At 64.4% G+C, this 19903-nt stretch carries 15 protein-coding genes, 1 tRNA gene and 1 pseudogene; 8 read left to right on the plus strand and 9 right to left on the minus strand.

Annotation, left to right across the window (positions count from 1 at the left end):
- Positions 1–174: 174 nt before the first annotated feature.
- From A7X65_RS29305 to A7X65_RS29325, 5 genes are all read right to left on the minus strand, one after another.
- Positions 175–384 carry a hypothetical protein gene (locus A7X65_RS29305; RefSeq protein ID WP_063691816.1) on the minus strand — a complete coding sequence of 70 codons (210 nt, stop codon included), beginning with the start codon at positions 382–384 and terminating at the stop codon, positions 175–177.
- Positions 385–522: 138 nt separating this feature from the next.
- Entirely contained in the window at positions 523–942 is a 420-nt protein-coding gene (locus A7X65_RS29310; protein WP_063691819.1) for a hypothetical protein, read from the minus strand.
- Between the two features lie 161 nt (positions 943–1103).
- Complete coding sequence (locus A7X65_RS29315; RefSeq protein ID WP_063691822.1) at positions 1104–2297, minus strand: MFS transporter; 1194 nt, start codon at positions 2295–2297, stop codon at positions 1104–1106.
- A 53-nt stretch (positions 2298–2350) separates the two neighbouring features.
- Complete coding sequence (locus A7X65_RS29320) at positions 2351–2971, minus strand: TetR/AcrR family transcriptional regulator (protein ID WP_063691825.1); 621 nt, start codon at positions 2969–2971, stop codon at positions 2351–2353.
- Between the two features lie 1347 nt (positions 2972–4318).
- Positions 4319–5275 carry an N-carbamoyl-D-amino-acid hydrolase gene (locus A7X65_RS29325; protein ID WP_063691828.1) on the minus strand — a complete coding sequence of 319 codons (957 nt, stop codon included), beginning with the start codon at positions 5273–5275 and terminating at the stop codon, positions 4319–4321.
- Positions 5276–5525: 250 nt separating this feature from the next.
- Here A7X65_RS29325 and A7X65_RS29330 point away from each other — a divergent pair, with 250 nt between their 5' ends.
- Entirely contained in the window at positions 5526–5750 is a 225-nt protein-coding gene (locus tag A7X65_RS29330; protein WP_063691831.1) for a hypothetical protein, read from the plus strand.
- A 313-nt stretch (positions 5751–6063) separates the two neighbouring features.
- Positions 6064–6390: a hypothetical protein gene (locus A7X65_RS29335; protein ID WP_063691834.1), complete on the plus strand. Its 327-nt coding sequence runs from the start codon at positions 6064–6066 to the stop codon at positions 6388–6390.
- Positions 6391–6434: 44 nt separating this feature from the next.
- Here A7X65_RS29335 and A7X65_RS29340 read toward each other — a convergent pair whose 3' ends face one another.
- Both A7X65_RS29340 and A7X65_RS29350 read right to left on the minus strand, forming a co-directional pair.
- Positions 6435–10757, minus strand: coding sequence for a hypothetical protein (locus tag A7X65_RS29340; RefSeq protein WP_063691837.1), 4323 nt, complete (start codon positions 10755–10757; stop codon positions 6435–6437).
- An 830-nt stretch (positions 10758–11587) separates the two neighbouring features.
- A tRNA-Pro gene (locus A7X65_RS29350) sits at positions 11588–11664 on the minus strand.
- On the opposite strand from A7X65_RS29350, the gene A7X65_RS29355 reads away from it, so the two are divergent.
- From A7X65_RS29355 to A7X65_RS29370, 4 genes are all read left to right on the plus strand, one after another.
- Positions 11637–12722 carry an L-threonylcarbamoyladenylate synthase gene (locus A7X65_RS29355; RefSeq protein ID WP_082885100.1) on the plus strand — a complete coding sequence of 362 codons (1086 nt, stop codon included), beginning with the start codon at positions 11637–11639 and terminating at the stop codon, positions 12720–12722. The two genes, A7X65_RS29350 and A7X65_RS29355, sit on opposite strands and share 28 nt — an antisense overlap.
- Before the next feature lie 23 nt (positions 12723–12745).
- Positions 12746–14173 (plus strand): FAD-binding oxidoreductase, encoded by a 1428-nt coding sequence (locus A7X65_RS29360; protein WP_063691846.1) that lies wholly within the window; start codon positions 12746–12748, stop codon positions 14171–14173.
- A complete protein-coding gene (locus A7X65_RS29365) occupies positions 14170–14610 on the plus strand; it encodes a GNAT family acetyltransferase (protein WP_063691848.1) in 441 nt (146 codons plus the stop codon). The genes A7X65_RS29360 and A7X65_RS29365 overlap by 4 nt, the downstream gene beginning before the upstream one ends.
- A gap of 183 nt (positions 14611–14793) precedes the next feature.
- On the plus strand, positions 14794–15375 hold the full coding sequence (locus tag A7X65_RS29370) for an NUDIX hydrolase (RefSeq protein WP_063691850.1): 582 nt from the start codon (positions 14794–14796) through the stop codon (positions 15373–15375).
- A gap of 264 nt (positions 15376–15639) precedes the next feature.
- Here A7X65_RS29370 and A7X65_RS29375 read toward each other — a convergent pair.
- Positions 15640–16506, minus strand: a pseudogene (locus tag A7X65_RS29375) (IS5 family transposase); the annotation flags it as partial.
- Positions 16507–16538: 32 nt separating this feature from the next.
- Between A7X65_RS29375 and A7X65_RS29380 the strand changes: the two are divergent.
- Positions 16539–17468 (plus strand): glycine/sarcosine/betaine reductase selenoprotein B family protein, encoded by a 930-nt coding sequence (locus tag A7X65_RS29380; protein ID WP_063691854.1) that lies wholly within the window; start codon positions 16539–16541, stop codon positions 17466–17468.
- Between the two features lie 159 nt (positions 17469–17627).
- A complete protein-coding gene (locus tag A7X65_RS29385; protein ID WP_063691857.1) occupies positions 17628–18821 on the plus strand; it encodes a CaiB/BaiF CoA transferase family protein in 1194 nt (397 codons plus the stop codon).
- 267 nt (positions 18822–19088) lie between these two features.
- On the opposite strand, the gene A7X65_RS29390 is transcribed toward A7X65_RS29385, so the two are convergent.
- Positions 19089–19853, minus strand: coding sequence for an SOS response-associated peptidase (locus A7X65_RS29390; RefSeq protein ID WP_063691861.1), 765 nt, complete (start codon positions 19851–19853; stop codon positions 19089–19091).
- Between the last annotated feature and the right edge of the window lie 50 nt (positions 19854–19903).

Raw genomic sequence — 19903 nt, forward strand, 5'->3', positions numbered from 1 at the left:
AAGCAGGCGCTCGGTCGTGAAGATGCGGTTGAAGGTGGTCATCGCTCGCCCCGGGCCTTGCGTAAAGGAGATCCTGATCGGGGTGTTGCTAGCACAAGCGGGCATCGAGACAACTCCGTAGTCGCCCCGGGTCGCCCGCCCCCGATCGCGCGCCCGCCCTAACGCGGCAGACGATCAGGCCGCGAGCGGTGCAGCGTAGTCGATACGCGCAGCGAAATAGGCTTCGAGCTCCGACAGCGCCCGCTCTTCCCAATCCCTCGCCTGCTCCAGCAGCGACCAGCTCTGGCCCGGGCGGAATGCTGCGGTCTGGCGATAGAGCGATGCGATGCCGCGATAGCGGCGCACGTTCTCGAGGATGGCGTGTCCGTTGATCTGGCCGTTCATGTCTCAAAACTCCCTCGTCATTCCCGGGGGAGAAATTGCGGCCAAATCTTTTTCGAAAAGTTAGCGGCGCGCGGCATGCTCGCGCATGGTTGCCGGACTGTTGCGCGCGCGCAACGCGCACGCCCACGCAACACGGATCTATTGCGAATTCGTTGCCGCGCTCTCGCCCGACGGCTTCAGCCCGCCGCGGCTGATCATCGACATCGTCTCGCGGCAGAGATCGGCAAGGCCGATCAGCAGCACGGCGAGCAGGCAGAACAGGTTGACGGAATCGGCATTCGCGCTGGTCAGCGGGGCGAACTCGAAGAAGGGCGGTATGAACGCCCACCACACCAGCGGAATGGTGAGCAACGCGGCGAATGCCGCCGCCGGCGCGCCCGCGACCAATGCGAGCACGAACAGGCTGGGCAGAAACGCCGCGAAATAGAGCTTCGCGCCGAGCGCGACGCAGACGCCCTGGAGCAGGGCCGACATTGCAACAACGACGAATCCGAGCAGGAACGCCTGCCACGACCATGGCCGTACCCGCGGTACGCCAAACAGCCCCGCACGCCTCATCAGCCTCCCCCTGCCAGCCCGTTAACCAGGTCCGCTTGCGACGAAAGTACTACAAGCGCGGGCCGGCCGCGAGATGGAAATTGCACCCCCGAAGGCCCGGCGGGCCCACGTCTCCGCGGATTGGTAAACATCCACCTCGCGCAATCCCGCCCCTCGGGCGGTTACTCGGTTACCGCATAGAGCAGTCCCGCGACGGGCAGCGCAAGGCCAATGGCCGAGGCCAGCGTCCAGCCACCCTGTGCGAAGGCCCAGGCGCCGACCGCGGAGCCGGCCGCGCCGGCGGCGAAAAACGTCGCCATATAGAGGCCGTTCAGGCGGCTGCGCTGCTCGTGCCCGAGCACGAAGATGGCGCGGAAGCCGAGCACGACGTTGCCCTGCACGCCGATATCGATGGCGATCGCGGCGACGACCAGGCAGGCGAGGTTCAGCATCGAGCCGGGCGCGCCGATATAGGTCGCCAGGAAGCCCAGGGCCGCCAGCAGCATCGCCACCAGCGTCGCGATGCGGCTGTGGCCGCGGTCGGCGAGCCGGCCGGCGATGGGAGCTGCGAACACGCCGGCGACGCCGGCAAGGGCGAACAGCGCAATGCCCTGCTGGGAGAAGCCGAATGCGCCGGCAAGCTGGAGCGGCGCCACCGTCCAGAACAGGGTGAAGCAGCCGAACAGGCTCGCCTGGTAGAGCGCCCGGCGCCGCAGCAGCGGCGTGGTACGCACCAGATGCGGCATCGACAGCAGAAGCGTGCCGTAATGCATGCGCGCGACGGGCTTGCGCCGCGGCAGCGTCATCCAGAGCACCGTCGCGAGCACGATCATCAGCGCAGCGGAGGCGAAGAACACCGCATGCCATGACGAGGCCGCCGTGACGAAGCTCGACACCGGACGCGCCAGCATGATGCCGAGCATCAGGCCGGTCGAGACGTTACCGACGACGCGGCCGCGGATCGCTTCCGGCGCCAGATGCGCCGCATAGGGAATGATGATCTGCACCGCGACCGAACCGATACCGATGAACAGCGCGGCCGCCAGGAAGGGCAGTGCATGGGTCGAGAACGCGGCGGCTAGCAGCGCGGCAGCGCCGAGCATGATGACCGAGCAGATCAGGGCGCGGTTCTCGACGAGGTCGCCGAGCGGCACGATGAAGAGCAGCCCGACGCCATAGCCGATCTGCGTCATGGTCACGATCAGCCCCGCCGCCGCATGCGACAGGCCGAGCGCGGCGCTGATCGGGGCGATCAACGGCTGGGCATAGTAGATGTTGGCGGCGACCATGCCACAGGCCGCGGCAAGCACGAAGGTCAGTCGCTGCGACACCGCATCCGGCTCGGGTGCGGTCTCGATCGTGGCATTCATCGTCATTTCAAGCAGTCTCCGAAAGATCGGGAACGTTCATTCCCTAATAAGGCATGAATTCAGGCGAGCAGCTTCAGCGCGACGCCGACCAGACGCTCCCCGTCGAGCGGCAGGCGCGCCTTGCCGACGACGCGCATCCCTTGCGTGATGCAGATCATCAGCCGCGCGGTATCGTCCGCATCGACATGGCGAGGAATCGAGCCGTCGGCCTGTCCTTCGCGGATGAGGCCGGCGATGAAGCTTTCGTTGGTCTCGAGCTGGGCGTTGACGCGGGCGCGGACTTCCGGATCGAGCGCGGCGAGCTCGACCGCACCGCCGACCACGATGCAGCCGCGGCGCCCCTCGATGCCCTGGGAGTGCTCGACGTAGGACAGCAGCATGTGGCGCAGCCGCTCGCGGCCATTGGCGCCCCGTGCGGCGGCACTGCGGGTCTGCTCCCGGCGCACCGTGGCGTAGCGCTCGAACGCGGCCAGGAACACGGCCTGCTTGTCGCGAAACGCCTTGTAGACGCTGCCGGTGGCAAGCCGCATCGCCGCGGTGAGGTCGCCGATCGAGGTGGCATGATAGCCGCGCTCGCAAAACACCCGCACGGCGCGGTCAAGCGCGGTATCCATGTCGAACTCCCGGGGACGACCGGGCGGACGGGCGACAGCTTGCGATCGGCGAGCGACTTTTTGCATTGCGGGATAATAGGGAATGATCGTTTCCGAATAAAGACACGGAGTTGTGATTGGGAGGGATGGGACGAATCTTTAGCAGCGGTGCCTGCTCCCGGGACCCACAGCGACACGGGAAGAGGCGGATGCATGGGCCCCGGCTCTGCAGCGCACCACTCCGTGATGCGCTGCGTCCGGGGCACGAGAGTGGGGTCAGACGCTCGCTTTCTCCTCCGCGTCATTGCGAGCGTAGCGACTTGTCCGCCGAAGCCTTTGGCGAAGGCGGAAGCAATCCAGAGTCTTTCCGCAACGGCGGTGCCGTAGGGTGGGCAAAGGCGCAAAGCGCCGCGCCCACGTGCCGGTAACGATACGCAAAGTCGTGGGCACGCTTCGCTTTGCCCACCCTACGATGCCGGAGTTTGTGGCAGCACTGCGGTTCTCCGACATGCACTTGTAGGGTGGGTAGAGCGAAGCGAAACCCATCAACTCTCGGTCCTGCGGATGCAATGATGGGTTTCGCTTCGCTCTACCCATCCTACGACTGCCGCCTCGGAGTACTGGATCGCCCGCCCCAGTGCGCAAGTGCGCACAAGGCGGGCGATGACGGTGAGTGGCTGGGTGCAGACATGCCTTCGCGGCCTCGCGGCGCAATTCGCCCGAGCTTTGCCTGGTCACTCCACCCTCTTGAGCTAAGAGGGCGCAGGGAAGGCCGGGTGCTGACCTCGCACCCGCGGTCCGCTGCGCAAAAGGCACGCGCAGGAAGAACCGCACAGCAGCATACAGGTGGTGCCAATCACTCGGCCTTCCCTGCGCGATGGTCGGACGGCTTATGCCGTGCTCTCCCGGGAGCCGAATTCCTTCTGGCCTCCCTCGCTCTCACGAAATTCACCGGCGCCGCGCCAGTTGACGCGATCGCCGCCTCCGCAAGAGCTTGGCCGTAGCAACGACGGCCAGGACCACACGGTTTTGCCGTACGCGCGGTCCGCCATGTTCGCCGCAGTTTTTCCAGCCCTGTCGACAAGGCCGGAAACCTGCAGACGAGACGAACCTGTCAGCGCCGTTCGTCTGCGCGATGCCGAGGCCTCACGGAGAGCAATCCGCCCTGCCCTCAGGCCTTCGCGCCCGACGCTGCCGCGTCCACCGCAAGCCCGGCTCGCGACAATGACGACCACATGATCGCCCCTCAAGAATGAGCCGGGATGGGCGACACGTACGCCATTTCCGAATTTCGGTAAAGTGGAATATTTTTGCACGATGGGATTGACCGGAGGCGATACAGCCCAGTCCGTAGCCCGGATGAGCGCAGCGACATCCGGGAGCTTTGCGAGCGACGTCCGGGGTATCGCTGCGCTCACCCAGGCTACGAGAGCATCACCCCTTCCGCACCGCCGTCCCATCCGCCATCGTCGTCACACCCTTCCGCTCCACGATCATGCCATAGGCCTGCGGCTGGCGGTGGACGTCGAAATTGAACGTCGTGCGCTTGTAGGAATTGCAGAGATCGAGATCGCAGCGGGCAAGCGCGATCTCGTCGCCCTTGGTCGTGCAGCGCGCGATGATCTCGCCCGAGGGCGCGATGATGCAGCTGCCGCCGATGTGGTCGACGCCCTCCTCGACGCCGGCCTTGGCCACGCCCACCACGAAGGTGCCGTTCTGATAGGCGCCGGACTGCATCACCAGATGATTGTGGAACAGCGAGAGATCGTCGTGCTCCGGTGCCGGCGGATTGTGCACCGGCGTGTTGTAGCCGATCATCACCATCTCGACGCCCTGCAAGCCCATCACGCGGTAGGTCTCGCTCCAGCGGCGGTCGTTGCAGATCGCCATTCCCATCACGCCGCCGAAGGCCTCGACCACGCCGAAGCCGCTGCCGGGTTCGAAATAGCGCTTCTCCAGGTGCTGGAATTCGCGCCACGGTTCATGCTCGGCATGGCCGGGCAGATGGACCTTGCGGTACTTCGCGACGATCGCGCCGCTCTTGTCGACGAGAATGGAGGTATTGTAGCGCCTGACGATACCGGCCTCGACCGTCAGCTCGGCATAGCCGAGGTAAAATCCGATGCCGAGCTCGCGGCCGAGTTCGAACAGCGCGCGCGTCTCCGGCCCCGGCATCTCGCGCTCGAAAAAGCGGTCGATCTCGGCCTGATCCTCGAAATACCAGCGCGGAAAAAAGGTGGTGAGCGCAAGCTCGGGATAGACGATCAGGTCGCAACCGTTGGCCGCGGCCTGCCGCATTAGTGCCATCAGGCGCGCCACGACCTCGGTCCTGCTCTCACGCCTCGCAACCGGGCCAAGCTGGCCGGCCGCGACGTTCACAAATCTCGCCACGCGTCTTTCCTTTGCTCTTCCGGCCTTCGCTCTTCAGGACCTGCGCTACCCGCGCCGCCGCGACCGCGCACATGCAGATTCCGCGCCGACGAGGCCCACCGCGCAACCGAGAGCCGGCCTGCACACGCCGTCCAGGAACTTTCGTTGCCAATCTGCAACGGTTCCCCACTGTCTGAAGCCGGACAAGAGAAACTCCCATTGCGGCCATGAACCGCTCTCACAACGCCGTGAGACTATCAGGGGAATAACGATGCGCGCACAACGCGTTTGGAAAGTGAATGGGGCCGCCAGCATCGGGCAGCTCCAGTCCAGGCTGGACGATCTGAACAAGCGTCTCAGCCAACTCGAAAATCAGCACCCGTCCAGCTGGAGGCTCGAAGAGCTCAGATCGAGCGCGATCAACCTCTCGCGCGAGATCGACGACATCCGCTGCGCCGAGGCGACGGCCGCGTTGAGCGAATTGCTGCGGAAGTAGCCTGACCCAGGCGAATCAGCGCGTAGGATGGGTAGAGCGAAGCGAAACCCATCGGCCTCTCGCAAGAGCACGAAGCTGAGGGGTTTCGCAAGGGCTCTACCCATCCTACGAGGATAGCGATTCCGCGATTGGCGCAAGGAACCAACGGCGCGGACGGCCATTTCCATGCTGAGCATGGAGCAAGATCATGACCAGGCACCTGACGCGAGCCCATCTCGCGCGCGGCGTGGCCGGCGCGGTATCCACGCTGGTCCTGTGCGCGACCGCAGCCTTCACGATCGCGCGCCACTTCGCGCTGTGAGGGGATGATCACATGACGTCCGACCCCGAGGAATCGGTCAGGCTGCAGGGCTTTGGCGAGATGACGTTGCGCACGGCGATCGCGACGCTGATGGCGCTGGCGCCGCGCGAACGATCGGAGGCCGCCGTCTTCCGCGTGCGCGACGGCGTGCGGCTGGCGCAAAGCGAGATCGCCGAGCTCGCCTCGAGTTGGGACATTCCGCCGACGCCTGAAGTCAGGTCGCCAAGGCTGGTTCCGGAGCAGCACTGGACCGACATCGTGCGCGGCATGGTGCGCGAGGCACCGCTGCCGTCGCTGATGGTGGCGTTCCTGGTCGGCGTGCTGGTGGCGCGGCGGTAACTCCGACCCGGCGCACAGCGCCGGGCCATGGTACCGGCCCGCCGTTACGAGAACATGAAGTAGTCGCTGTGAAGGTTGGCGACCGTGGATCCCTTGATCAAGATCGTATCGTGGCTGTCCAGCGTGATCAGCACATCCGTACCCTGCTGGGCCATGTGAAGATCGTTGAAGCTCGCGGCTAGCGAGGTGCTGATCGCGATCTTGTCCGTGCCGGCGGAGGTATCGGTGTTGAAGCTGTAGATCGTGTCGTTGCCGCCCTGATAGGTCACCGTGCCGCCGTTGGTGGTGCGGAAGTAGAAGGTGTCGTTGCCCGTACCGCCGTCAAGCTTCAGATTGTCCGCATAGGCATAGACCTCGTGGGCCCCGCTTGTGTGCGTATATTCGCGCATCGTCAGATTACCGCTGACATCCATTGTGTCGGTGCGGACATCGCCGGTCCCATCCTGGCTGTAATAGTCGACGGCACGGGAGCCGTCGGCCTTGACCAGCGTGTGGTTGAGGATCGCCCCGGTGCTGGAATAGTTGGAGATGTCCTTGCTGCCGTCCGTGTTGTGCTTCTCGAGGTAGTCGTAGCTGCCGTCGGCATGGAGCCGCTCGATGAGCGTCACGTTCCCGCCGGCATCGTAGGCCTGGTGGGTCGAGGTGTAGGACTGGCCGGTGATTTGATAGACATAGGCGTCAGTCGCGCCGTCCTTGTGGACGATATTGTCCTTGGTCAGCACGCCGCCCGTATAGGTCTTGTTCTCCGCGCTGCCGTCCACATTGGCCGTGTACTCGGTCAGCTTGTTGCCCGTCCCCGTGTCATAGGTCGTCGTCGTGGTGCCGGTCGAGATGACCGAGACCTCCGTGCTCAATTTTCCGCCGCTGTTGTAGTAGTCGTAGAGCTTGGAGCCGTCCGAATTGTACACCGCCTTGTAGTCGTAGCTGCCGTCGGCATGGAAGCGTTCGATCAGCGTGACGTTGCCGCTGGCGTCGCTGGTCTGATGCGTCGAGGTGTAGGACTGGCCGGTGATCTGGTAGACATAGGCGTCTGACGAGCCGTCCTTGTGAAGGACGTTGTCCTTCGTCAGCACGCCGCCGGTGTAGGTCTTGTTTTCCGCGCTGCCGTCCGCATAGGCAATGTAGTCCGTGACCTTGTAGCCGGTCGCGGTGTCGTAGGTCGTCGTCGTGGTGCTGGCCGACGTGACGGTCACCTCGGAGCTGTGGAGCCCCGCGCTCGTGTAGTAGTCGTAAACCTTGGAGCCGTCGGCATTGTAGGCCACCTTGTACTGATAGCTGCCGTCGGCGTGGAAACGCTCGATCAGCGTCACATTGCCGCTGGCATCGCCCACCTGATGCGTCGACGTGTAGGACTGGCCGGTGATGTTGTAGATGTAGACTTCAGCCGAGCCGTCCTTGTGGAGGACGTTGTCCTTCATCAGCACGCCGTTGGTATAGACCTTGTTGTCGGCGCCGCCCCCGACATAGGCCGTGTAGACCACGAGCTTGTTGCCCGTCGCCGTGTCATAGGTCGTCGTCGCGGTGGCGGTCGAGGTGACCACCACCTCGGAGCTGCGAACGCCTGCACTGGTGTAGTAGTCGTAGACCTTCGAGCCGTCAGCGTTGTAGGTCACCTTGTACTGGTAGCTGCCGTCGGCGTGGAATCGCTCGATCAGCGTCACCTTGCCGCTCGCGTCGCTCACCTGGTGGGTCGTCGTGTAGGACTGGCCAGCGATGTTGTAGATGTAGACCTCGGACGAGCCGTCCTTGTTGCGGACGTTGTCCTTCATCAGCACGCCGTTGGTATAGACCTTATTGTCGGCGCTGCCGTCGACATTGGCCGTGTAGACGACGAGCTTGTTGCCGGTCGCCGTGTCATAGGTCGTCGTCGTGGTGCCGGTCGAAGTGGTGACCACCTGGTTGCTGTGAGCGCCCGCGCTCGTATAGTAATCGTAGACCTTCGAGCCGTCCGAATTGTAGGTCACCTTGTACTGGTAGCTGCCGTCGGCGTGGAAACGCTCGATCAGCGTCACCTTGCCGCTGGCGTCGGTGACCTGATGGGTCGAGGTGTAGGACTGCCCGGTGATTTGATAGACATAGACTTCGGCCGAGCCGTCCTTGTGGAGGACGTTGTCCTTCGTCAGCACGCCGTTGGTGTAGACCTTGTTGTCGGCGCTGCCGTCCACGTTGGCCGTGTAGACGACGAGCTTGTTGCCCGTCGCGGTGTCATAGGTCGTCGTCGTGGTGGCGGTCGAGGTGATGATCACCTCGGAGCTCAGAACACCCGTGCTCGTGTAGTAGTCGTAGACCTTGGAACCGTCGCTGTTATAGGCAGCCTTGTATTGGTAGCTGCCGTCGGAATGGAAGCGCTCGATCAGCGTCACCTTGCCGCTGGCGTCGGTGACCTGATGGGTCGACGTGTAGGCCTGGCCGGCGATGTTGTAGACATAGACCTCGGACGAGCCGTCCGTGTGAAGGACGTTGTCCTTCATCAGCACGCCGTTGGCATAGACCTTGTTGTCGGCGCTGCCGTCGGCATTGGCGGTATGGACCTGGAGCTTGTATCCGGTCGCGGCGTCATAGGTGGTCGTGACCGTGCTGGACGAGGTCAGGCTGACTTCCGAGGTCAGCGCACCGGCGCTGTTGTAATAGTCGTAAACCTTGGAACCGTCGGCGTTGTATGTCGCCTTGTACTGATAGCTGCCATCGGCGTGGAAGCGCTCGATCACCGTGACATTGCCGCTCGCGTCGTAGGCCGTGTGCTGCGACGTGTAGGCCTCGCCGGTGATGCCGTAGTGGTAATAGTCGAGCTGCCCGTCGGCCATCGTGATGCTTTTCGAGACCAGAGCGCCGCTGCTGTCGTAGCCCCAAACGGTGGTCTCGGTCAGGGTACCCGCGGCATCGAAATCCTGCTCCTTGGTCCAGCCGACGCCGCTCCAGGTGACGGAGAAGGAAAAGCCGCCGTCGATCTTCGACAGCAGGCTGCCATAATGGGCGATGGCATATTGCATGGTCTCGGTCGACGAGACGGCCAGAACATGCGAGTCGCTCAATGTCACCTTTTCCAGCCCGCTGGTATTCACCAGGGTGTCCATCTGCGCGACGAACTGGGCCGACGTCATCGTGAGCTCGCTGTCGACCGTCGTCGGGGCTTCGCCCACGGCCGACGACGCGCGAACCTCGATCACCAGCGGATGATCGCTGAGGCCGACCTGGATCGAGCTCGTGTTGTAATAGGTCGCAATCGGATCCGTACCCTGCAGCGGGTCATAGACGTAGACGACGCCTTCCACCTGCCCGAACTGGATGGTCACGGACGTTACCGGCGTGACGATCTCGGTCTGGCTCGCGCTGTCCCAGACGCGCGTATCGGCCCAAACGACGAGGTCGCTGACGCTGCCCGACTTGTTCATCACCATCGTATGGGTGTTGCTGGGCGCGTTGGAAAGCGTGTAGCTCAGATCCGTGCCGGTATGGGCGGTGCCGTTGTCGCCGTGGCCGAGGATGGTCGTCAGATTGTGAAGAGCGACAGCGGCTTCCTTCGGCGTGCCATCGGTGTTGAAGAGACCGAAATGGGCTTCCTTGTCGCCGCGGGTCGCCGACGACGGCGAGTCGAACAGCTCGTAGATATACGTGGCGGATGACCCATTCTCATACGCCAGCAGCAGGTTGGAGAGCACCAGCTTCGCCTGCGCATCCTCGTTCGCGCCGATGCCGGTGGTGCTCGTCAACGTCGTATAGCCGGTTTCCGTCACGATGACCGGATCGTTCGTCGAGATTTCTTCCGCCAGACGGAGGTCGTCCTCGATCTGGGCGTCGGCGAGCGCGCCGGTCTGCACGTAGACGTGGGCGTTCGCCGCGTCCGAATAGGCGCTCATGTCGCCGACCTGGGCGTTCGTCGCATCGGTCTGGTAGCCGATGCTGAAATTGACGACGGTGACGTCGCTGAGCGTAGCGTTGCCCTTCACGGCCGTGTAGAGCGCCTGCTGGAATGCCGCGGCGCCTTCGAGCGAGGTCAGCCCGTTATAGGAGAAGTCGTTGAGATTGGCTTCGTTGATGCCTTCGATCGACAGCAGCATGCCCGGGTGCTCCGCCTTGAACTCGGCAAGAGCGGCGACATAGGCGGCCAGCCCGGCGCTGCCCGTCTCCGGCAGCGTGTAGGCCACGCGAAAATCGAAGGAGACACCCGCATTGGCAAGCGCGTCGATGACAGCGTTTGCGTGCCCCATTGCGTTGTAGGAGTCGCGGACGTGACTGATGCCCAGATAGTTCAGGCTGTTGATGATCAGACTGGAGTTTGTGTAGGCGTCCGTGTAGGCGCCCGCATTGGTGTTGATACCGAGAGAATTCAGAAAGCTCGATGCAGTGGTAACCGTCTCGTTCGACATTTAGAACGCCCCCATTTCCATGGAGCGCAGACTGGCAGTCACTCCTAAAGAAAACCGACTTGAAGAAAGCTAAAATTGTCAGGCTATCGCCTAAATTTTCAGCTGTTCGCGCACATCTATGATGCTCCTTCATTCGAGTTCCGCGACGGAACAAAACTGTCACGATTCAGATTCGCTTCGCGCGCGAATCGACGCACCGCTGTGCCGATGCGACGGCACGCCGAATGCGCTGCTGCGCAAGCAGCCTGATCATTTCAGCGATGTAGGGAACCGATCTTGTCCGCCACCCCGTTGCTGACATCCATCGCATGTCACTTTGCGCAGAGAGTGATGATCCCGTGACGTCGAGATGTCTTTGCGCTGGCGATCGCGAGGCGCGATGGTCGTCGCGCGGCGTGAGCAATCGGAGATTGTAAACCTATACGTTTGCCTCAATTCGCGCGAGGCGCGAAGTGAGATGATGACCTCACCTCGGATTGAGTGGATGGTTGATGGCAGGTGGACGAGGCCGGTTCCGGACGCAGCACTGGATGGTGATCGCGCGCGGCAAGGTGCACGGGGCCGGCGCGGACGCTGGATGATGGTGTTGCGGATCGAAGTGCCGGCTGGCGCGGCGGTCGTCCTCTGACCTACCGCGGCAAGAGCGGAGGCGGCGACGCTGGCTCAACAGCCGCGCTGTCGGATCCGGCGCGGAGCCGTGCTTTCCGCAAATGCCGTCCTGCCCAGCCAAATCGGCCGTGGACCCGCCCCGAAAATCGTTGCAGAAAGGCGTCCCAAGGCCCTGGCGGCCGGTCCGCCAAGCCTTTGGAAAACGTCGACTTTTGGAAGAATGGTCGGAGTGGCAGGATTCGAACCTGCGACCCCTGCGTCCCGAACGCAGTGCTCTACCGGGCTGAGCCACACTCCGACAAGAAGGCGGCTTATAGCGTCGGGTTTGGCGCACCGCAAGCGGCCGAGTTGAGGAATTTTGTCCCTGTGAAAACGGGTCTTGAAACGCTGATTTTACCGGCCGGCACGGCCGGCGCGGAAGCCGCCGCCCGGACCTTGGCCGCCGGCGGGCTGGTCGCGTTTCCGACCGAGACGGTCTACGGGCTCGGCGCGGATGCCGCCAATGCCACGGCCGTTGCCCATATCTACAGCGCCAAGGGGCGGCCGGCCTTCAATCCGCTGATCGCCCACGTCGCCGATCTCGCGGCCGCGGAGCGGATCGGCCGGTTCGATGCCCGCGCCAGAAGGCTTGCGGAGGCGTTCTGGCCGGGGCCGCTGACCCTGGTGGTGCCGAAGACCGACGACTGCCCGGTGGCGGATCTCGCCACCGCCGGCCTCGACACCCTCGCGATCCGCGTTCCCGCCCATCCGGTCGCCGAGGCGATCCTGCGCGCGTTCGGCGGGGCGGTGGTGGCGCCGTCGGCAAATATCTCCGGCCATGTCTCCCCGACCGAGGCGGGGCACGTCGAAAGCGACCTTGCCGGGCGGATCGACCTGATCGTCGACGGCGGGCCGGTTACGGTCGGCGTCGAATCGACCATCGTCGGCTGCTTCGAGGAGCCGATGCTGCTCCGGCCCGGCGGGCTGTCGCGCGAGCGAATCGAGGCTGTTCTGGGCGTGCCGCTGGCGCGGCCCCCGGTGGAGGCCGGCAGCGACGACAGCCAGCCGCTGGCGCCGGGGATGCTGGCCTCGCACTACGCACCGCGCGCCAATGTGCGGCTCAACGCGCGGGATGTTGCGCCTGATGAAGCGCTGCTGGCGTTCGGCCCCGCACGCCTGCCCGGCCTTGACGCTGCCTCGGCCGTCATGAATCTGTCGCCCGCCGGTGATCTCGATGAAGCCGCCGCCAATCTGTTCGGCTATCTTCGCAGCCTGGATGCGAAGAGCCCGCGGTCGATCGCAGTGATGCCGATTCCCGAAGTCGATCTGGGCGAGGCGATCAACGACCGGCTGCGCCGGGCGGCGGTGGCGCGATAAGAAGCTTGAGAAGAGACCAGAGAATGAACATAAACAAATCCGCCATCCCTCCGCTTGCGCCCGAGCTGATCGAACAATTCCGCAAGATCGTCGGCGATCGCCACGCGATCACGGACGCGACCGACATCGAGCCCTATGTCACCGAGGAGCGCAATTTGTTCCACGGCCGCTCGCCGCTGGTGCTGCGCCCGGGCTCGACCGCGGAGGTCTCCGAAATCTGCAAGCTCGCCTCCGCGCACAACATCGCGCTGGTGCCGCAGGGCGGCAACACCGGCCTCGTCGGCGGGCAGACGCCGCACAATGGCGAGGTGGTGGTGTCGCTGCGGCGCCTCGACAAGATCCGCGAGGTCGACACCGCCTCCAACACCATGACGGTCGAAGCCGGCGTGGTGCTGCAGATCGCGCAGCAGAAGGCGTCCGACGTCGACCGGCTGTTTCCGCTGTCGCTGGGCGCGGAAGGCAGCTGCACCATCGGCGGCAATCTCTCGACCAATGCCGGCGGCACCGCCGCCCTCGCCTATGGCGTCGCGCGCGAGATGGCACTGGGGCTGGAAGTGGTGCTCGCCGACGGACGCGTGCTCAACGTGCTGTCGAAGCTGAAGAAGGACAACACCGGCTACAATCTGCACAACCTCTTCATCGGCGCCGAAGGCACGCTCGGCATCATCACGGCGGCGACCCTGAAACTGTTTCCGAAGCCGCGGGCGGTCGAGACCGCCTATGTCGGGCTGAAATCGCCGGCGGCCGCCTTGAAGCTGCTGACGATTGCGCAGAGCGAGGCCGCCAACACGCTGACGAGCTTCGAGCTGCTGTCGGAGATGGCGGTGGATTTCTCGGTCCGCCACGGCATCGACGTGCGCGACCCGCTCGCCGAGAAGCATCCCTGGTACGTGCTGATGGAACTGTCCTCCCCCGGCGACGATGCCCGCACGCCGCTGGAGACGATCCTCGGCCGCGCCATGGAAGAAGAGATCGTCGACGACGCCGTGATCGCGGCCAGCCTCGCCCAGCGCAACAATTTCTGGAAGCTGCGCGAGGAGATGTCGGCGGCGCAGAAGCCCGAGGGCGGCTCGATCAAGCACGACATCTCCGTGCCCGTCGCCGCCGTGCCCGCCTTCATCGCGGAGGCCGATGCCGCCGTGGTCAAGCTGATCCCGGGCGCGCGGCCGGTGCCGTTCGGCCATCTCGGCGACGGCAACCTTCATTATAATGTCAGCCAGCCCATCGGCGCCAACACGGCGGACTATCTGGCGCGCTGGCACGAGGTGAACGCGGTCGTGTTCGAGATCGTGCTGCGCATGGGTGGCTCGATCTCGGCCGAGCACGGTATCGGCGTGCTCAAGCGCGACGAGCTGCCCGAGGTCAAGGACAAGACCGCGATCGAGCTGATGCGGTCGATCAAGGCAATGCTCGATCCGCAGGGCATCATGAATCCGGGGAAGGTGCTGTGAGCGCTCTCAGGATCGACGCGATCAACGACGCCGATGTCGAGCCGGTCGTGGCGCTGTGGCAGCGCTGCGGGCTGACGCGGCCCTGGAACGATCCGCATGCCGACATCGCGCTGGCGCGGCGGCGCGACAATTCCACTGTTCTGGTCGGCCGCGATGGCGGCGCTATCGTTTCGACCGTCATGGTCGGCCATGACGGTCATCGCGGCTGGGTCTATTACGTCGCGGTCGATCCGGATGGACGCAAGCGCGGCTATGGAAGAGCGATCATGGCGGCGGCGGAGGACTGGCTGCGGGCGGCCGGGATATCGAAGCTCCAGCTGCTGGTCCGCCGCGAGAACGAGCAGGCCAATGCGTTCTACAATTCGCTGGGCTTCGAGCTCTCCACCTCCGTGATGTTCCAGAAGTGGCTCGACGGCCGCGCCACGCCCAGCAACTGAGATCGAGATGCCGCCGCGAACGCAACTGCGCCCCCTCGCCCCGTTCTTACGGGGAGAGGGTTGGGGTGAGGGGCCTCTCTCCGCACGTGAGATCGTCGACGGGACCTGTACCCCCTCACCCGGCTTGCTGCGCAATCCGACCTCTCCCCGCAAGCGGGGAGAGGTGAAGAAGAGAGAGACCTCATGACCATTTCCGACCGCGTCCGCATCAAGGACGTCCGCGTGCTCTCGGACAACTGGACGCCGCTCAAGACCACGACGTTCGAGTACCGGCGCGCCGATGGCGCCTGGCAGACGCAGCACCGCGAGACCTATGAGCGCGACAACGCCGCCGCCGTGCTGCCCTACAACCTCGCCCGGCGCACCGTGATCCTGGTGAAGCAATTCCGCCTGCCGGCCTTCATCCGCGGCTACGACGACCTCTTGATCGAGGCGGCCGCCGGCGTGCTGGACAATGCCTCGCCGGAAGAGCGCATCCGCGCCGAGGCCGAGGAGGAGACCGGCTACCGCCTGCACCACGTCCACAAGGTGTTCGAGGCCTTCATGAGCCCCGGCGCGGTGACCGAGAAGCTGCATTTCTTCGTCGCCGAATACGAGCCGGACATGCGGGTGAGCGACGGCGGCGGCCTCGAGCACGAGGGCGAGGACATCGAGGTGCTGGAGCTCTCCATCGACGAAGCGCTGGCGATGATCGCCGATGGCCGCATCATCGACGCCAAGGCGATCATGCTGCTGCAATACGCGGCGCTGCATATTTTCAGGTGAGAGCCGGACGAGCTGCCTTTCTTCACCTTCTCCCCTTGCGGGAGAAGGTGGCGCGAAGCGCCGGATGAGGGGTATCTCTCCACGTACGAGACCGTTCGTGAGGATAGAGACCCCTCACCCGTCTCGCCGCTGCGCGGCGAGCCACCCTCTCCCACAAGGGGCCTGTTGCGCTACTGCATTTTTGGGGCAGGAAACGTCGAGAGAGGGCTGCGTCTGCGTCTTTTTGTGAGGCCGAGACGGTAGTCGGCGCCCTTGGCGGGCGTCTCACGCGGCGATCGTGGCCCACCGCCTCATGTTGAAGGCGATGGAGGCAAGCAGGACTTGTCCGCTTGCCTTGGTGATTCCGACGTAGCGGATGCAAGTGAGCCGCATCCGGCGTTTGAGGGTCGCAAAGGTGGTCTCTACCGTTGCCCGCCGTCGTGCGATGAGACGGTTGTAGCGTTTGAGCCTCGGCGACAACTCCGGATGATGCCGGTTCGGACGACGGGCGATGCGGGGCTTCTTGCCTTCCGCTTTTAKCCGAGCCCGCCGGGCATGGGTGTCRTAAGCCGCATCGGCCCACACCACGGCCTCATCACCGCGGATCAGTTCGTCGGCCGGCGTTGTATCGTTGATATTGGCGGGCGTCGTCAGGACTGCCCGGATCAGGCCAGATCCCTCATCGACGCCCATATGGGCCTTGTAACCGAAGGTCGAACCACCCTTGCCCTGACGCTTAGTGAACCGGGCATCTGGGTCGTTTGATGGACGATCCTCCTTTGGAGGAGCTGAGACGGCCTGGATCAAGGTTGCATCGAGCATCGTGCCGCGCTTGAGGATGACGCCAGCATTCTCAAGCTGGCGATCCAACTCGCCAAATAACTTCTCCAGAAGACCCTGTTCGACGAGCTGGTTCCGGAAGCGGTTCAGAACCGTATGGTCGGGCGTCGCATCCTCAAGGCTCAGACCGACGAAACGCTTGAACGAGAGCCGGTCGCCCAGCGCTTCCTCGAGCTCGCGTTCCGAAAGACCATAGAGTGATTGCAACAGCAGCGCCCGAAACAGCACCAACACCGGGTATCCCGGCTGACCGGGTCCTTTCTCGTCCCGCAAATGGCCGATCAGCTTCTCGAACCGATACCACTTCACCATCTGGCCCCAACCAAGAACCAGGAGACGCGCCCATGTCCGCTCCGCGCGACGATGAATTCGGCTTTGCGCCCGACTACGACTCCCCCGTCCCCTACATGCAGCGCACGCGCGATTATTACGCGGCGATCGGCTACACCACGGCTTACCGCTGGGCGCACTACACCGAGGCGCCGTTCCAGCCGTTGAAGAAGCCGCTGGCGAAGTCGCGCGTGACCATCATCACCACGGCGGCGCCTTACGATCCCACCAAGGGCGACCAGGGGCCGGGCGCGGCCTATAACGGCAGCGCGAAGTTTTACCAGGTCTATGACGGCGACACCTCGCAACAGCACGACCTTCGCATCTCCCACATCGGCTACGACCGCAAGCACACCTCGGCCACCGACAACGGCACCTGGTTTCCGCTGCCGCAGCTCCTGAAGGCGTCTGCCTCCGGCCGCATCGGCGAAGTGGCACCGCGCTTCTTCGGCGCACCGACCAATCGCAGCCATCGCGTCACGCTCGACACCGATGCGCCGGAGATCCTGGCGCGCTGCCTCGCGGACAAGGTGGATGTCGCCGTGCTGGTGCCGAACTGCCCGGTCTGCCACCAGACCACGGCGCTGGTGGCGCGGCACCTCGAGCGCAACGGCATTCCGACCGTGATCATGGGCTGCGCCAAGGACATCATCGAGCACGCCGCCGTGCCGCGCTTCCTGTTCTCGGATTTCCCGCTCGGCAATTCCGCCGGCAAGCCGCACGATGTCGCTTCCCAGGCGCAGACGCTGGAGCTCGCGTTGAAGCTGCTGGAGAGCGCGAGCGGACCGCAGACCACGATGCAGTCGCCGCTGCGCTGGAGCGAGGACGCCTCCTGGAAGCTCGACTACAACAACGTCGCGCAGCTCTCTCCTGAAGAGCTGGCGCGCCGCCGTGCCGAATTCGACAAGCAGAAGGAGATCGCGCGCGGCAACCGCGCCGCCTAAAGCGCGATGAGATTCGGATGGATCGTCATCGCGCTTTAGATTGTTGTTTGCGCATGATCTTTCCGGAAAACCGCTTCGCACTTTGCGCTAACGCGGCCCTCCGGGTCCGGATCATGCTTTAACGTCCTCCGACAACGAAAACAAAATGGGGAGAGCGACGTGACGCGACCGTTCGAGGGTGTGAAGATCCTGGACTTCACGCAAGTGCTGGCCGGTCCTTATGCCAGCTACCAACTGGCGTTGTTAGGCGCGGACGTCATCAAGGTCGAGCGGCGCGAGGGCGAGGACATGCGCCGCACGCCGCTGTCCCGCGAATGGGCCGAGCGCGGGCTCGCCCCCGCATTCCAGGCCATCAACGGCAACAAGCGCAGCCTGACGCTCGACCTGCAGAAGCCCGACGCCATCGCGATCGTGAAGAAGCTTGCCGCGACCGTCGACGTCGTCATGGAGAACTTCCGGCCGGGCGTGATGGACAAGCTCGGCATCGGCTACGAGGCACTCTCGGCGATCAACCCGAAACTGATCTATTGCGCGGTGTCCGGCTTCGGCCAGACCGGCCCGGATCGCCTGCGGCCCGGCTATGACGGCAAGATGCAGGCGCTGTCGGGCATCATGGCGATCACGGGGCATCCGGAGACAGGACCGACGCGTGCCGGCTTCGCCGTCTGCGACGTGCTCTCGGGCGCGACGGCTGCGTTCGGCGTGTCGAGCGCGCTGTACCAGCGCGACCGCACCGGCAAGGGGCAGTTTGTCGATGTCTCCATGCTGGAGGCAACGATGGCGTTTCTCTCAGGGCAAATCGCCGACTGGTCGGTCGCAGGGCATCGCCAGCAGCTCTCGGGCAACCAGGCGGTGAGCCGCAGGACCACCGCGAACCTGTTCAAATGCGGCGATGGCCACATCCTGCTCGCCGTCAACAACGAGAAGCAGTACCGCGCGCTGATGAGTGCGCTCGGCCGCGAGGACACGCTGAGCGATTCGCGCTTCGCGGACTGGTTTTCGCGCAATGAGAACGAGCCGGCGCTGCGCGCCATCATCGAAGAGGCGCTGGCGAAAAGGCCCGCGCGCGAGTGGGAGACGATTCTGGAAGACGCCGGCGCGCCCTGCGCCAGCATCTGGAAGATCGAGGAGGTCATCGACCATCCCCAGATCAAGGCGCGCGGCGCGATCCAGGAGCTCGACACGCCCTATGGCCGGCTGCGCTTTGCCGGCAGCGGCTTCAAGCTCGCGCATGGCGGCGGCAGGCTGGACCGGATGGCGCCGGAAGTGGGTGCGGATACGGATGCGGTGCTCGGCGAGCTCGGCTTCGATGCGACGGAGATCGCGGCGTTGAGGGCAAGGGAGATTGTCTAAAACTCCGCTGCCGTAGGGTGGGCAAAGCGAAGCGTGCCCACCATTGTGCGTTGAAGAGAGAGATCGTGGGCACGGCGCGTTGCGTCTTTGCCCACCCTACGGCACTGGCCGTCGTCCCGGCGAAGGCCGGGACCCATAACCACCGCATTCAATTTGGCGGAGATTGCTCACCACCATCTCGCGCCACACTGCTCCCTGGGGGTATGGGTCCCGGCCTTCGCCGGGACGACGATTGAATTTTGGGCGCGGGTCGAATTTCAACAATAGCTAGAACAACGACCCCTGCCCGTCATCCGATGACGCAGCCGCAGCCTTCCGCGCTGCCTTCTTCGGCTTCGCCGCCTCTGCTTCCGCCTCCATCTCCTCCGCGCTGATCGGCAACAACAACTGATCGTCGTCATTGGCGACGCGGTTGACGCGGGTGGAGACGGGGTGCCAGGCGAATTCGCCGATGCGCGGGGCGCCCATCAGCGGCAGGATCGCATCGACCTCGTCGCCGCGATGATCGAGCCAGCGTTCGAAATCGCGCGGACTGATCGTGACGGGAACGCGGTCATGCAGCGCGGCGAGATCCGTGCTCGCCGCCGCGGTGACGATCGCGACCGTGTCGAGCTCCTCGCCGTTCGGCCCGACCCAGGTCTCGAACACCGCTGCAAAGCCGAGCGGCTCTCCGTCGGCGCGGTGGATGAAGAACGGCTGCTTGCGGCCACCCTCCGACTTCCATTCGTAATAACCATCGGCCGGGATCAGGCCGCGCCGCCGGCGGATCGCCTTCTTGAAGGCGGGCTTCTCCAGCACCGTCTCCGAGCGGGCGTTGATCAGCAGCGTGAAGCTCTTGGGATCCTTGACCCAGCTCGGCAACAGGCCCCAGCGCATCAGGCGGAAATGGCGCGCGCCATTCTCCACCAAAACGACCGGAATCGGTTGCGTCGGGGCGACATTGTACCGGGGCGGGAAATTCGGCTGCTCGATGTAGCCGAATAGTTGCCGTAAAGCCGCGGGGGCTGAAGTTATGACGAAGCGTCCACACATCCTTGGGCCAATATAGGGTCCGTTGAGGTCCTTTTAACCCCGAACGTTAA

The sequence above is a fragment of the Bradyrhizobium stylosanthis genome (genome assembly GCF_001641335.1).
Lineage (GTDB): Bacteria > Pseudomonadota > Alphaproteobacteria > Rhizobiales > Xanthobacteraceae > Bradyrhizobium > Bradyrhizobium stylosanthis.